We start from the raw sequence: 13,985 nt of genomic DNA, 5'->3' as shown, positions 1-13,985 counted from the left end.
GGCTATGATGTGTAAATATTTTTTCGTTTTGTGTTTAGGTTTTATGTGTGTTTCTTTGGTTACGGGGTGTAGTTTTCTAAGCGGGAATACCTCAGTAAAAGAAGCCAAAGTAACAGAATATACTTCAAGTGAGTTGCAGGCATTAGTGAAATCAATAGCAGACCATGTTACTTACAATGTATCAGGGAAAAAACAAAGAATTTATTACGAATCTGATATTGGGAAAATTGTTGTTCAGTCAGAACTAACGGACAGTGAAGTCGAAGAGCTTAACAAGCAATTTGGAAAAGAGCTAATTAGTTTAAAACCTGTAGATAATGAGGAGTTTGTCGGATTAACTCCGTCACAAGACAATCCTTTCCTCCACTAAATACAAGGCATAGAAGAAATCAATGGGTATTTCAGGATTTCGCTAACGGGGACAATTACTTTTATAATGCCAGAAGCATATCCGCGAACAATATGGATTAGTAAAAAAGATTAGAATTAAAGAAGCATCTTTGTGAAAATTGAAATATGAAGCATAAGTTTGCCATGAGTTTTTGAAAGCATCAGTGTGTATAGCGGAAAACTTATGGGTTAAATAACACTGTTTTTGGCATGATTATGTACATTGCCGAAGCATTTGTCACAAAATATAGTCTCGAATGTTCCTTACTTAAGAAACGATCATCCTGTGATTCAATTACGGGATTTTTCGTTTTTTTTTTGTATGCAGTCAGAAGGTTTTCAGGGACAAGCCGCCGTGATTATAATTTAACTATAAATAAAAATAAAACAAATGAGGTGTTTAATACATCGGGAGGCCATCAATCAGAGTCTGGATTCGGCGAAGCAGGCACAATTGCGGCGAGTGGTTCTCTGCCTTTGACAGCAACGGCTGCGGTGGTGACGATGACCGATACGGGGAAACTGATCAACTTTGATCCGATTGTTATGCTTGTATTGGATGTAACGGAAACGAATGGACACCAGTATCAGCGAACATTGGAGACACTGGTGTCCAAGATGCAGATTCCGCGAGTAGGCGATCGGGTGGGATTAGGGCAAAATCCGGCGAATCCGTCCGAGTTGATCTATATGGGTCTGTTGTCCGTTTAGAGAGTATTCAGTTACGAGACAGTGATACTTTTTTATGTAATACAGCTAACAATGTTATATAGAGATGACGGGAAAGGGTGGGGCATATGGTTGAATCCTGGCCATCGCTTGTTTTCCTCCTGATGAGGTAGACAAAAGAATAGATTTACTAGTGGAACTCATAGAGTCTCTTGATTCACTAGATCGGATGATGCTAAAAAAGGATGCCCCATACGTCATACTAATGACATATAGGACATCCTTATTTCATTAGACCTGTACGAGAGAAGCAAGCAATATACTACGTTCAGACAATACCAAGGCGCATGCGATAAGAAAAGAGTACTGTTCTGGATTCTCCGTCAAATACACGATCAGCCAGCGCTCTGAACTCGTCGGCAGCTGTTAATAGATCATCCGCTCCGAGCTTCAACGCCGTTTGCAGCCCACCTTGACTCAGAGCTAGGTTGACGTAGCGGTCTGCATCAAAGGTCTCGTGGTGATGAAACACAATTTCCCGAACATATCGGAACAAGCCAGATTGCTGAATCTGCTGCAGATGTCCATCCTTGCTCCACTTATGTGCCTGATTCTCTTGGCTAGAAAGTTGGGAAGCGCGGTCATCTGCTGTAAAGACTAATTGTTGGTACGCTTGTTCAAGCTGCCAATTCAGCATTGGAGGCCAGTCACAGTCATAAGCGGCGAAGATGCCTCCCGGTCGCAACACACGGGCGAACTCGCGTAATGTGGATTCAGGCTCCATCCAGTGAAACGATTGGGAGCAGGTCAACACATCGACACTACCATCCGGAAGCCCCAGGTCATGAGACAAGCCGGACACGAACCGGAGGTTATCCGGCTTGCCCGCAGATTCCCACTTGGACTCCGCTACAGACCTCATGTCATCGCTGGGTTCGAAGCCAATAATGCGTTCTGCCTTATTAAGCCAGATCCACGAGGATAAGCCGGTGCCACAGCCAACATCTGCGACCATACGCGGTGTTTTGCCAAGATATGTCGTTAGAATATCCACCACTTCTGTGGGAGCAGCAGGTCGATTCTGATCGTATAACGTACCGAAACCTTTGAAACGTTCCACATTGTTGCGTCTGATGTCCTGCATGGATAAACCTCCTTCGGTCAGATGTAGAATGAGAGTCACCTGTAATCAAAAGTTGTATAGGCCTATATTATATCATTCATTGTCGGGTTATTTGTACATGACGTTCTGCAAATGTTCAACGGCTTTGATGTGGCGCCTGAGCAACTCTTGTCCAACATGAGCGGGCTCGATTACGGTCAACTCGGAACCAAACGATAGCAGGAAGGAGTAGAGCCATTCCCCTACATTTAGATCGAGAGAAACACGGAGCCTGCCATCCGGCTCCTTTGTAATGAGGGAAGGTTCAAAAAAATCATACACTCGGTATGCAATGTTGCTGGAGAACGAGAGTGTAAGAGGAGTCAGGACAGGAGCTGTTTCTGATTCAGGGTAGGTTGACTCCGCATGAACAGGATGATCATATTTTCGCGTCAGAAAAGTCAACTGGGTGATCCGTTTCATCTTGAATGTCTCGAATTCTCTCCGATCAGGATCATCATGAATATATCCTTTGAAGTACCATGTACTATTTTTGAATATAAGCTTCTGTGGCTCCACGGTTGGAATACTCTTCTCACCATCCGAATTAATGTAGTGAAATGTAATCAGTTGATTCGTTAATATGGCTTGTTTCACTTGATTGAACACTTCTCTCTCCTGCAGGGGGATACTGCCCCAGGGTGAAAAATTGAATTCGATCCAGTCTAGCTTATGATCAAACAAGGCGGTTAACCGTTGAAGCATATGGGCACTGTTCAGATGGGGAATCGCACTGACGCTATAGAGACCCATCAAAATTTCATTTTGGTCTTCTTCCGACAGCAGCGACTTGTCCATGACATAGTTGTCCATCAGATGTATACCCCCATGCTTGCCGGTCGTGGTATAGACGGGAATGCCCGCAGCGCTCAGCCGGTCGATATCACGGTACACCGTGCGTACAGAAATCTCGAACAAACGGGCGAGTTCGGGAGCAGTAGCTTTCTTTTTCTCCAATAACAAAAGCAACATTCGAAATAATCGGTTATTTTCCATGCCATAATTATACCATGACAATAGGTGTCAGGGTATGGATGGTACACTGGTTACATAGTCTTTGTTGAGATATGAAGGAGGAACTGATCATGACAATGAAAGAAGGATTCTACTGGGGTGGCGCAACGGCTGCCAATCAATTCGAGGGTGGATGGAATCAAGGTGGCAAAGGACCGAGCACGTCTGACATGATGACAGGGGGAACCCACACGATCCCACGCCGGATTACGCCTGTATTGGAAGAAGGCACGTATTATCCGAGCCATGAAGCGGTTGATTTTTACGGACATTACAAAGAAGATATTGCCATGATGGCAGAGATGGGCTTCAAAATGTTCCGCATGTCCATCAACTGGTCCCGGATCTATCCAAATGGTTACGATCTGGAGCCAAACGAAGAGGGATTACAGTTCTACGACAACGTCTTTGCCGAGTTGAAAAAGTACAATATTGAGCCGCTCGTAACGATCTCCCATTACGAAACGCCATTTGGTCTGACACAGAAGTATAACGGTTGGGCTTCCCGTGAAGTCATCGACTGTTATATCCGTTATTGTACAACGCTCTTCAACCGGTACAAGGATCAAGTGAAATACTGGTTGACATTCAACGAGATTAACTGTCTGACGATGCCGATGGGTGCTTATATGGCTGCAGGTATTTTGTTTGAAGGCAAAGAGACGCTGGTCGACGGAGTGGATGATCCACAGACTCGTTTCCAGGCATTACATCATCAATTCGTCGCGAGTGCCAAAGCCGTGAAGCTGGGACATGAGATCAACCCTGATTTCCAGATCGGCTGTATGGTCGCTTTTATGACAACCTATCCAAACACATGTAACCCGGACGACATGTTGCTTGCACAGAAGAAAGACCAAATCTCCAATATGATCTGCGGCGATGTTCAGGTTCGTGGTGCATACCCTGGATTCGCCAAACGGTTCTTCGCGGAGCAGGGCATCCAGATCGAGATGCAACCGGGAGACGAGCAGACTTTGCGTGAAGGTTGCGTAGACTTCTATTCCTTCAGTTATTACATGTCTTTGGTTGAAAGTGCAGACGAGTCACTCGAGAGAGCAGAAGGTAATCTGCTTGGCGGTATCAAAAATCCATATCTCGAAGCCTCTGACTGGGGTTGGCAGATCGATCCGAAAGGACTGCGTTACACGTTGAATCATCTGTATGATCGTTATCAGATTCCATTGATGGTGGTTGAGAACGGTCTGGGCGCTGTTGATGTGGTAGAAGAAGACGGCTCCATTCAGGATGACTATCGCATTGATTATCTGAAAGGTCACATTGAACAGATGAAAGAAGCGGTAGCTGACGGCGTAGATCTCATTGCCTACACGATGTGGGGATGTATCGACCTGGTTAGTGCTTCAACTGGAGAGATGAAGAAGCGTTATGGCTTCATTCATGTCAATAAGGACAACGACGGTAATGGGGACCTTAGCAGAACACCGAAGAAGAGTTTCCACTGGTACAAAAAAGTCATTGAATCCAATGGTGAAGAATTATAATTTGGCGTAAAAATACAAGACATGCCTGTTCCCTTAAATGGGACAGGCGGGTTCATATGGTCCTGAACGAGTTCAGAACTACTGTACATGAATGTAGAAATACCCGGCGATCCTTCAGTTAAGGAAAGCCGGGTATTTCTTTGTGCAGTACAATAGCTTGCCTATGCCAGTCTTCTGGAATGTAATTGGGACATGCGCTCCAAATGACGCTGATAAAACCATATGCATGTGGAAAGCCAGCAACCACTTAAGAAGTATCCGCCAACGATATCACTTGGATAGTGCACACCCAAGTAGATACGACTTATCCCGATGGTCAGTATAAAGACGGCACTGGCAATGATCATCAGCACACGTCCGGTGAAGGTAGGTACATGTTTCCAGATCAGAAAGGCGAGTCCACCATATAGGCTGAACGCCGCCATGGAATGTCCGCTGGGGAAACTGTATCCACTCACTTCAATAATACGGTTAATGGTAGGTCTGGCACGTTGGAATACCAGCTTGAGCAATGCATTTAACAGGGTTGAACCGACGAGTACGCAAGCCAGGAAAAGCAGTTCGCGTTTGTGTCGAAGGCACACGTATAACACAATCATGGCGATGATTGTAATGATGACCACGGGCTTCCCGCCGCCAATCCAGGTGAACAACTGCATGAATTGCGTCATACTGGCGGATTCCAACCCCTGAATCCATCCAATTAGGGTATCATCAAATCGATGAATCTGGTTGTCACTGATGGACAGGGCGATGCTTACAAAAGCAATCATGCATAACGCTGCAACGAGCAGCGGGAATGTGATGTTCCTTTTCCAGTTTTGCATCAAATGTTCAGTTCCTCCGCGATGTTTGATTTCGTATGTTGTGTCTGCGAAATGCGATCATAGACATATTGGTATTATGCTATAATTTTACAATAAATATTGCAGCAATAAAAATATGTAACCTTAACAAGGTTAATCAAGCAGAGAATCTAAGAGGGGGGCGGGCGGAATGAAACGACGGTTGGTGATGTGCATGTTGGTCTTACTGTTGGTTATGTCTGGGTTAGCTCTATTTCCCGGAGAGAAAGTGTATGCTTGCAGTTGTGTCGAGAATGATGTTCAAAAGAGATTGGAAACGTATACCACGGTATTTACAGGAAAAGTAGTGAAGAAAGGCGATTCTCAGCAATCGAAGCATGACGGCATCTTAAGAGAGTATACCTTTGATGTAGATTCTGTGTGGAAGGGAGTCAGTGCCAAAAAGATGAAAATTGTGGGGAAGGACGGATGGTCTGACTCCTGTGGCATTCAATTTGAAAAGAATCAGTCCTACCTGATCTTTGCCAGTCTGGATGAACGAGATAACAGGATGCATACGAACCTGTGCAGTGGCAATGTTCCAATTGAACAAGCCGAAGACGATTTGAAATTGCTGGGTGCGGGCAAGGTTGTAAGTAGAGAAGATTTTGGGGAACCCGACGAAGGGCGAAGTGGGACTTTCTATCTCATCTTATACGGTGCAGTCGTTTTATTGGTAGGGTCGGCAGTAGTGTGGGTCTGGAGACGAAAGAAAAGAATCTGATTGCAGGTCTGATGTAAAAGTTGGTTTGTATAACATGAGGTTTGTATGACGGAAAAAGAAACTAATCCCCGTACAGAATGTTAAGGTTCATTAACTTTCTATACGGGGATTTTCAGGAGTAGCGTCAAAATTATATCCATTTGGGGTCGGGACTATCGATCCGATGGAACTAAATAAATTGAACTAAACATTTACACAAAACGGAGAGGACAGAAAGAACCTGAAGAAGCGTAGCGTTCGCCTAAAAGCTTTCTGAAAGAAAGCTGCATCGGAAGCATACGCTATCACCGGATTTTCCCTTTATAAAAGGGATCAGAAAAATCTGGGGATAACAGCGATTAGAAGGTTATTCTGTCATCGGAGTGGCCAGTGTAAATATTCTTTAGTTCACTTTGTATAGTTTAACTGCAACATGTATTCATAAGCCGTGATACCGAATACCCGTTTGAAATGTCGGTTCAGATGGGTCAGATCGACAAATCCGCAATCGGCAACAGCTGCATAGACGTCTTTCTGCATTTCAATGGCTTGACGGGCACGCTCAACCTTGCAGTTCAAGAAAAACTGGTAGGGGGATATGCCCGCGTGTGACTTGAATTCGCGGATAAATTGAAACTTGGACATGCCAAATTCGGAGCTTAGGTTGTCTAGTTTGAGCACATCTTCGGTGCTGCAAAACATGATTTCCTTCGCTTTTCTAACCAGGCTATCCTGAGGCAACCAGAGCTTGGTATCCATCTCCTTCTGAGCCAGAAGGTTAACCAGATCGAAGAGCCGTTCGCTGCATTCGGCTTCGTCCTGTCTGTGTTGAACAGCGTCGTTCAGCATCAGGATGTTACGTGCAAGCTCGGGATCATAGACGATGGGGTTTACAAAACGCAATTCCTTTTTACCTATAATCTCCTCTACCAATTCCGGCTTCAAATACAGCATCACATAGTCAATGCCAGCCTTATCATAAGAGCTTCCATCATGAGACTGTTCACGGTTGAACAACATGACACCATTTTGGTGAGAAGCCTGATATTGTCCGTCCAGGTTGTATTGTTGAATGCCGCGCAGGGTTACGCCCACCGCATACTCTTCGTGGCAATGTTTTTTGTATGCAAAATCAGTAAAGCTGGCGGATAGTGCCAGCACGTCTTGCGACTTTTTATAGTTAAACCGTTCCATGCAGCACACCTCCCAAGCTTTAGATTAATCCGGATACTATAATGGCTGAGTATAACAAAAAAAGGGCCATGAGAATACTTAGTAATTTTTGGTGTCGATTCAGTAATGTCTTGAAGACCGTACCGAACACAACCCAACTGGAATAGGCCAGAAAACCGATGAAGGTAATGAGCAGCACGAACAGGAACGAAGAAAATGAACTTTGATAAAAGGGCAATACATAGCTTGGAATGACAGTGAAAGTAAACAAGACCACTTTTGGATTCACAAATTGCATGATGAAACCGTTCCAAAATCCGGTAACTTGTTTCGGTGCATCCTCGGTAGTACCCATCTTGTAGATCTGGTACGCCAGATACACCATGTACAGGCCACCGACGATCTGCATCACCTTCAGGATTCCGGGCAATACTCCGGCAAGAAGTTGATTGAGAAAAGCTGATGCGGTAAGCAGCAGACCAAATGCCAGCGTAGCTCCCCACACATATTGCATCGTTTGACGCGCCCCAACCTGCTGTACGGAAGAAAGAATTACGATATTGCTGGGGCCGGGGGTGAATGTAACGACGATGCAGTAGATTAAAAAAGATGCAAGATTCATAATGATGATGCTCTCCTCAGGTTGTAGTTTAGTTCCATGATCATACGTCCAGAGGGAGAAATCATATAGTACATTATTGCAGCAGGTACATGGTTAGCAACAGGAGCTTCCTTTTAAAAGAAGAGGGGGAGTTTTCTTTTTGAATGATTGCGTTTACAATTTAGACGAAGTACAAGGTGATTAGACTACTTGAGGAAGTGAACAGAATGAAAAAAATGCTGCTGGTTTATATTTTACTAATCTCAGCATTTGCGCTGTATGTATTGAGATTCGAATACACCAGTCAGGTAAACAGTTCATGGGAGGACCGGGGGCTGCGCGGCGATATCGGGGAGACGTATATCATGATTACATTCCAGTCTGGGCTAGAGTATTGGAAGAGCCCGCTCAAAGGCTTCGAAGATGCCGCGGATGCGCTTGGCGTGACCGTAGAATATCGCGGGGCTACCCGGTATGATGCGAAAGAGCAGACCATGGTGATTGAGCAGGCCATCGCTCGTAAACCCGCAGGCATTGCCATATCTGCGATCGATCCGCAATCGCTAATTCCAGCCATTAACAAGGCAATCGACGCAGATATCCCTGTTGTATTATTCGACGCGGATGCACCTGGTAGCCAGGCCTATTCTTTTCTTGGGACAGATAATTATAAGTCGGGTGTAATGGCTGCCGATAAAATGGCTGAACTGCTGGGTCGTGAGGGAGAGGTCGCGGTATTAACCCTGCCTGGACAACAAAATCATGAAGAACGCACGAAGGGCTTCCGCGATACGATTGAGGAGAGATACCCATCCATGCAGGTCGTTGAAGTTGCAGACGGACATGGTGATGCGATGGTATCCAGAGATGAAACACTGAGAATGATGAAGGAACGTCCGGAGCTGGCGGGTATTTTTGTGACTGAAGCCACTGGAGGAGCAGGAGCGGGTGAAGCCGTTCAAACTGCCGGGGAAAGGCATCCAGTGCAGATTATTTCGTTTGATACGAATAAGGCTACATTGGATATGATCAAGAACGGTACGATCTCGGCTACAATTGCACAGGGTACCTGGAACATGGGATATTGGTCACTCCAATATTTGTTCCATCTGCATCACCAGTTAACGGTTCCTGCCCCATCCTCATCTGGTGAAAATGCACCGCTCCCCGTGATGGTGGACACAGGTATCTCTGTGGTGACTCGATCAGATGTGGATGATTATTATGCCAAATAACAAGAAGTATTCCAAGAGGTCAAGGCGCTGGAGCATGAGAGATTTTCTCTCAACTTTCAGGAACAGGATTCGGCGTTTACGCTTGCGTAATATGCCCCTTCGCTACCAGCTGATGCTGCTTTTTCTGCTATTCGCCATTGTACCTTCCGTAGGACTCGGGTTGCTTGTGAACTGGACGGTGGAGCGGGTAGTGGAGCGACAGGTTGAAGGGCATACCATGCAACTGATTGGCAAAGTGAATGAAGCTCTGAACAGCAAGATGGAGAATTTGCAAAACATGACGTATCTGATTGCGTTTGACCCGGAAGTTGATGCTTTTATGGACGACAAAATGCCACCGAATGATGATGCAGGCATCGAACCGATGAACATGGACACAAATGCCGAAACGGATCAAAATCGGTTATATGGCATCAAGCAAACCTTGCAGGGGTTCACAACGTTGTATCCTGAAATCGCCGGAATTGTTCTCGTCAATGGAAGTGGTGATTATATTAGCAACGAGATGTATCCCCGAGATGAGCAGAGCCTGACCCAGGAAAGTTGGTACCAAAAAGCTTCGGCCAATCCGGGCATTTTCATGGTATTGGGTCAGCCAAAAGAGCGCAATCTCACGACACATGTACGGTACAAGGATGATGAGATTGTAACGGTTGCGCGTTCCATAACGGATGAAGCGTCAGGACGTGTGCGTGGCGTTATTATGATTGATCTTAAACTAAGATCTGTCTCGCAGGCTGCCCGTAATGTAACCTTGGGGAAATCCGGTTATGTGATGGTGACGGATGGAGAGGGTCAAAGTGTGTACAAGCCGGAACATCCGCTAATAGAACACATCCCTACAGACTGGTTCCCCTCCGGGGAGAGTGGAACGTTTACCGCCGAAACAAAGGGTGGAGCGTTATTATTCATGTACCAATCATCTACTTTTACGGATTGGAGAACGGTCGGGGTATTTCCAACAAGAGAATCGATATCCGAAGTACGCCAAATCCAGTTTTACGTGGTTAGCTTTGTATTTGTGGTGTGCTTGTTCGGCCTGAGTGCCTCTTTATGGTTCTCGCGTTCCATTGCTCAGCCGATTTTCCGGCTCATGTCCTATATGCGCAGGGCGGAGACCGGTAATCTCAGAGCAGGCCGATGGAGTGATCGCGCTGATGAGATTGGCATGCTTGGCAACAGTTATAACCGAATGCTGGCACAGATTCGACAACTGATATCGCTAAATGAATTGCGGGAGCGGCAGAAGCGTGACGCTGAAATGCGAAGTTTGCAGGAGCATATCAAACCTCACTTTTTGTACAATACCCTGGATACGATTCATTGGATGGCACGCAAAGAGGGTGCAGAAGATGTATCCGGCATGGTTAGTGCGTTATCTCGATTATTTCGCATAGGGCTTAGTAAAGGACAGGATTATATTCCGCTACACTCCGAGATTGAACATATGACCAGCTATCTGCAAATTCAGCAGACACGATACCGTGATCGTCTTCAGTATACATTGCATATTCCAGAGGAGCTGCGGGATCTTTTCGTGTTAAAGCTGCTTCTTCAGCCTCTGGTAGAGAATGCAATCTATCATGGAATCAAGGGCAGGCGTGGGCCGGGACACATTCGGGTGGAGGCCAGATTAGAACATAGCAGACTACTGCTGACCGTTCAGGATGATGGAGCGGGGATGTCCAAAGAACGGCTTGCCGAGATGCAGCATCTGCTCAAAGCTCCTTTGGCAAGTTTGGAAGCGTCTTCGCCTGGTATAACGGGCAAAAGCTATGGAATGTTGAATGTGCAGGCACGTATCCGACTGTCTTTTGGCGATGAGTACGGTATTGTGCTGGAGAGCGAGGAAGGTGAAGGAACTAGTGTGACCGTCATTCATCCGTTGATGCGAGAGCTTCCACCAACGCAGCAATTCAATAACGAAGAGAGGCAGGAGAGTGAATGGAAAAATTCATAAAACCGACAGCGATGACTTTCACTGAAACAGATGATATATACGCATCAACCAACGTAATTGAAAATTCTCCGGATAGCCACATGGCGAAGAAGTACCGCGTACTCATCGCCGATGATGAGCCGATCATTCGTGAGGGAATTCGGGATGCAATCGACTGGGAGGCTCTCGGAATGGAGGTTGCGGGTGAAGCAGAGGATGGTGAAGAAGCACTGGAACGGGCTGCTGACTTGGGTGTGGATATTGTTCTCGTCGATATGAATATGCCATTCCTGAACGGAATTGAACTAATTCGTGCTCTGCAGCAGAAGTGCCCGGGCTGTCGTTACCTGATCATTTCGGGACATGATGAATTTGCATATGCGCAGGAGGCGGTTCGTCTTGGCGTAGAGGATTACATCTTAAAGCCTGTACAAGCAGATCAATTATATGCTGCGCTTGAGCGATTGCATCAGCGGCTTACTGAAGAGCATCAGAGGACGTCATATGTACAACAGGCAGCCCATCAGATTGAACGCAATATCCCCTTGCTTCGCCAGCGATTTATGCTGGAATGGCTGGAAGGGCAGGCTGAGGGGAAAAATCTGACCGAGCAGCTTGTGTTTTTGCGTTTGCCCGCCATCCCACCTGTGCAGATCGGGATCGTGCGCTGGCCTGCAGCTGAAGCACGTCAGACGATTATGAGAGAGAATGATCGTCAGTTATTTCTGTTTGCAGTGGAAAATATAATCAGTGAACTGCTGGGAGACCTGCATCATGTCCTGTTTCGGGACGCAAGCGGATTGATTGGCATGTGTCTGTGGCAGGAAGCCCCTGAAGAAATAAAGTCCCTTCTGGAACAGCAGATCAGTTCTTGCCTCAATATTGCCATTCATGCTCATGTGGAGACACATGCAGGAACACTGGAGGAAACGCCGGAAACGTACCGTCATTGCCGTGAACTGGTATACGGGGAAGTGCAGTTGTCCCCTCTGGTTCGGCGGGCAAGACAACTTATTCATGAAGACTATGCCGAACGGGAACTGACCTTGGAATCGCTTGCTTCCCGTCTACAAGTCTCTGCCGTATACCTTAGTCGTGTACTGAAGAAAGAGCTGAATGATTCCTTCGTCACGCTCGTCACACATGCTCGCATTCGAAAGGCTATACAGTTGCTGGACTCAACAACACTGCCAATTCACACCATATCCGAGCGTGTAGGTTATGACACCCAGCATTATTTCAGCACCGCGTTCAAAAAAACAATGGGCATTTCGCCTGCGCAGTATCGAAAGAACGGAGGGACGGCTCATCGTCCTTCAGCGAATCGAATATAGTACTACAGTTGTTCATTCCGACGTGTGATGAATGAGATGGATATGTTCTACTTCGTGTGAGGCGAAGTGGAGCATGTCCTTTTTTTGATCCTGAAATGATCCTTCATGGATTACACTCGCAATTGACGTTTTCATCAAAAGTTAAATTTTTATAAAAAAGGTTCAAAACGTGCAAAGACCTTGCGGCATCTCGGATGCTACCATTGGTCTCAGATAGGAACGGCAAGCAACAGGATGCACCACATGCATTGTAAGCGTTATCTTAAAACTCATTCAGAACCGTATGACGTGAGGAAAGGGGAACTTCATATGAAAAAAGGAGCAATGCTCATCTTGTTTCTGGTGATGACTTTGATGCTCTCGGCCTGCAATCTGGCAGAGAGTGGTCCAGGCAGCAAGGAGAAGGGATATGTCGGTATATCGATGCCAACCAAATCATCAGAGCGATGGGTGGGAGACGGGGAGAACATGGTCCGTCTGTTTCAGGAGCAGGGGTACAAAACCGATCTTCAGTATGCTGAGGATGTGGTCGAAAATCAGATTTCCCAGATTGAGAACATGATCACCAAAGGCGTGGATGTGATGGTCATTGCGTCCGTGGATGGCAACACACTAACGGATGTGATTCAGAAGGCGCATGATGAAGGGATACAAGTGATCTCGTATGATCGGCTCATTCGCAATACGCCCTATTTGACCTATTACGCCACGTTCGACAACTTTAAGGTGGGTGTGCTTCAAGCTTCCTACATTGAACAAAAGCTCGGGCTTAAGGAAGGAAAGGGACCATATAACATTGAGCTGTTTGGCGGCTCTCCGGATGATAATAACGCCTATTTCTTCTTCGATGGTGCGATGTCTGTCCTGAAGCCGTACATCGATTCCGGTAAGCTGGTCGTACGCAGCAAGCAGATGACGATGGCCCAGATTGCCACCTTGCGCTGGGATGGTGCACTGGCCCAGTCACGGATGGATAACCTGCTTAGTGCCTACTACTCGGGTGATAATCTGGATGCAGTTTTATCTCCTTATGATGGAATCAGCATAGGTATTATCTCATCCTTGAAAGGGATCGGTTATGGTACTTCGAACAAGCCGCTGCCTGTCATTACGGGTCAAGATGCCGAACTTGCCTCGATCAAGTCGATTGTTGCCGGGGAACAGACGCAAACCGTGTTCAAGGATACGCGGAAGTTAGCCGAGCAGACGGTAGAGATGGCCAATAGTATTTTGCAAGGAAAACAGGCGGAAGTTAATGATACAAAATCATATAACAACGGGATTAAGGTTGTCCCGGCGTATCTCTTGGATCCGATCTCCGTGGACCGTACGAATGTGGAGCAGGATATCGTTGGTACCCAGTATTACACGAAGGAAGAAATCGGACTGAAATAATGAATGAAAGGAGCACATCT

At 46.2% G+C, this 13,985-nt stretch carries 13 protein-coding genes; 8 read left to right on the top strand and 5 right to left on the bottom strand.

Going from position 1 to position 13,985, the window contains the following annotated elements; all coding sequences use genetic code 11:
* The first annotated feature begins 7 nt into the window (after positions 1–7).
* Both M1D71_RS22295 and M1D71_RS22290 read left to right on the top strand, forming a co-directional pair.
* Positions 8–370 carry a hypothetical protein gene (locus M1D71_RS22295; RefSeq protein WP_458123728.1) on the top strand — a complete coding sequence of 121 codons (363 nt, stop codon included), beginning with the start codon at positions 8–10 and terminating at the stop codon, positions 368–370.
* A 416-nt stretch (positions 371–786) separates the two neighbouring features.
* Entirely contained in the window at positions 787–1,101 is a 315-nt protein-coding gene (locus M1D71_RS22290) for a hypothetical protein (RefSeq protein ID WP_458123727.1), read from the top strand.
* 286 nt (positions 1,102–1,387) lie between these two features.
* Here the strand turns inward: M1D71_RS22290 and M1D71_RS22285 are convergent, their stop codons facing one another.
* Together M1D71_RS22285 and M1D71_RS22280 are read right to left on the bottom strand one after the other, a co-directional pair.
* The gene (locus M1D71_RS22285) at positions 1,388–2,203 is read right to left on the bottom strand and encodes a class I SAM-dependent methyltransferase (RefSeq protein WP_458123726.1); all 816 of its coding nucleotides are present in this window, start codon (positions 2,201–2,203) and stop codon (positions 1,388–1,390) included.
* An 87-nt stretch (positions 2,204–2,290) separates the two neighbouring features.
* Positions 2,291–3,217 (bottom strand): helix-turn-helix transcriptional regulator, encoded by a 927-nt coding sequence (locus M1D71_RS22280; RefSeq protein ID WP_458123725.1) that lies wholly within the window; start codon positions 3,215–3,217, stop codon positions 2,291–2,293.
* An 89-nt stretch (positions 3,218–3,306) separates the two neighbouring features.
* Between M1D71_RS22280 and M1D71_RS22275 the strand changes: the two genes are divergently transcribed.
* Positions 3,307–4,740: a glycoside hydrolase family 1 protein gene (locus M1D71_RS22275; protein ID WP_458123724.1), complete on the top strand. Its 1,434-nt coding sequence runs from the start codon at positions 3,307–3,309 to the stop codon at positions 4,738–4,740.
* Between the two features lie 161 nt (positions 4,741–4,901).
* Here M1D71_RS22275 and M1D71_RS22270 read toward each other — a convergent pair whose 3' ends face one another.
* Positions 4,902–5,567, bottom strand: coding sequence for a phosphatase PAP2 family protein (locus M1D71_RS22270; RefSeq protein ID WP_458127329.1), 666 nt, complete (start codon positions 5,565–5,567; stop codon positions 4,902–4,904).
* Positions 5,568–5,736: 169 nt separating this feature from the next.
* Between M1D71_RS22270 and M1D71_RS22265 the strand changes: the two genes are divergently transcribed.
* Positions 5,737–6,309, top strand: coding sequence for a hypothetical protein (locus tag M1D71_RS22265; protein WP_458123723.1), 573 nt, complete (start codon positions 5,737–5,739; stop codon positions 6,307–6,309).
* A 387-nt stretch (positions 6,310–6,696) separates the two neighbouring features.
* Here the strand turns inward: M1D71_RS22265 and M1D71_RS22260 are convergent, their stop codons facing one another.
* The gene (locus tag M1D71_RS22260; protein WP_458123722.1) at positions 6,697–7,482 is read right to left on the bottom strand and encodes an AraC family transcriptional regulator; all 786 of its coding nucleotides are present in this window, start codon (positions 7,480–7,482) and stop codon (positions 6,697–6,699) included.
* Positions 7,483–7,501: 19 nt separating this feature from the next.
* Complete coding sequence (locus M1D71_RS22255) at positions 7,502–8,083, bottom strand: LysE family translocator (protein WP_405157758.1); 582 nt, start codon at positions 8,081–8,083, stop codon at positions 7,502–7,504.
* A gap of 206 nt (positions 8,084–8,289) precedes the next feature.
* On the opposite strand from M1D71_RS22255, the gene M1D71_RS22250 reads away from it, so the two are divergent.
* The 4 genes from M1D71_RS22250 to chvE all read left to right on the top strand — a co-directional run bounded on the left by M1D71_RS22250 (position 8,290) and on the right by chvE (position 13,965).
* The gene (locus M1D71_RS22250) at positions 8,290–9,297 is read left to right on the top strand and encodes a substrate-binding domain-containing protein (RefSeq protein WP_458123721.1); all 1,008 of its coding nucleotides are present in this window, start codon (positions 8,290–8,292) and stop codon (positions 9,295–9,297) included.
* Between the two features lie 91 nt (positions 9,298–9,388).
* A complete protein-coding gene (locus tag M1D71_RS22245; RefSeq protein WP_458127328.1) occupies positions 9,389–11,257 on the top strand; it encodes a cache domain-containing sensor histidine kinase in 1,869 nt (622 codons plus the stop codon).
* A gap of 80 nt (positions 11,258–11,337) precedes the next feature.
* Positions 11,338–12,570: a response regulator transcription factor gene (locus M1D71_RS22240; RefSeq protein ID WP_458127327.1), complete on the top strand. Its 1,233-nt coding sequence runs from the start codon at positions 11,338–11,340 to the stop codon at positions 12,568–12,570.
* A gap of 309 nt (positions 12,571–12,879) precedes the next feature.
* Positions 12,880–13,965 carry a multiple monosaccharide ABC transporter substrate-binding protein gene (gene chvE / locus M1D71_RS22235; RefSeq protein ID WP_458123720.1) on the top strand — a complete coding sequence of 362 codons (1,086 nt, stop codon included), beginning with the start codon at positions 12,880–12,882 and terminating at the stop codon, positions 13,963–13,965.
* The last annotated feature ends 20 nt before the right edge of the window (positions 13,966–13,985 follow it).

Source organism: Paenibacillus sp. Z3-2, assembly GCF_054161325.1.
Note: the sequence above shows the minus strand (reverse complement) of the source record. Positions and strands in the feature narration are given on the sequence as shown.

Bases quoted from the DNA above. Each gene is read 5' to 3' on its own strand.
- M1D71_RS22295 (WP_458123728.1), top strand. From the start codon at position 8: ATGTGTAAATATTTTTTCGTTTTGTGTTTAGGTTTTATGTGTGTTTCT.
- M1D71_RS22285 (WP_458123726.1), bottom strand. From the start codon at position 2,203: ATGCAGGACATCAGACGCAACAATGTGGAACGTTTCAAAGGTTTCGGT.
- M1D71_RS22280 (WP_458123725.1), bottom strand. From the start codon at position 3,217: ATGGAAAATAACCGATTATTTCGAATGTTGCTTTTGTTATTGGAGAAA.
- M1D71_RS22275 (WP_458123724.1), top strand. From the start codon at position 3,307: ATGACAATGAAAGAAGGATTCTACTGGGGTGGCGCAACGGCTGCCAAT.
- M1D71_RS22270 (WP_458127329.1), bottom strand. From the start codon at position 5,567: ATGCAAAACTGGAAAAGGAACATCACATTCCCGCTGCTCGTTGCAGCG.
- M1D71_RS22265 (WP_458123723.1), top strand. From the start codon at position 5,737: ATGAAACGACGGTTGGTGATGTGCATGTTGGTCTTACTGTTGGTTATG.
- M1D71_RS22260 (WP_458123722.1), bottom strand. From the start codon at position 7,482: ATGGAACGGTTTAACTATAAAAAGTCGCAAGACGTGCTGGCACTATCC.
- M1D71_RS22255 (WP_405157758.1), bottom strand. From the start codon at position 8,083: ATGAATCTTGCATCTTTTTTAATCTACTGCATCGTCGTTACATTCACC.
- M1D71_RS22250 (WP_458123721.1), top strand. From the start codon at position 8,290: ATGAAAAAAATGCTGCTGGTTTATATTTTACTAATCTCAGCATTTGCG.
- M1D71_RS22245 (WP_458127328.1), top strand. From the start codon at position 9,389: ATGCCCCTTCGCTACCAGCTGATGCTGCTTTTTCTGCTATTCGCCATT.
- M1D71_RS22240 (WP_458127327.1), top strand. From the start codon at position 11,338: ATGGCGAAGAAGTACCGCGTACTCATCGCCGATGATGAGCCGATCATT.
- chvE (WP_458123720.1), top strand. From the start codon at position 12,880: ATGAAAAAAGGAGCAATGCTCATCTTGTTTCTGGTGATGACTTTGATG.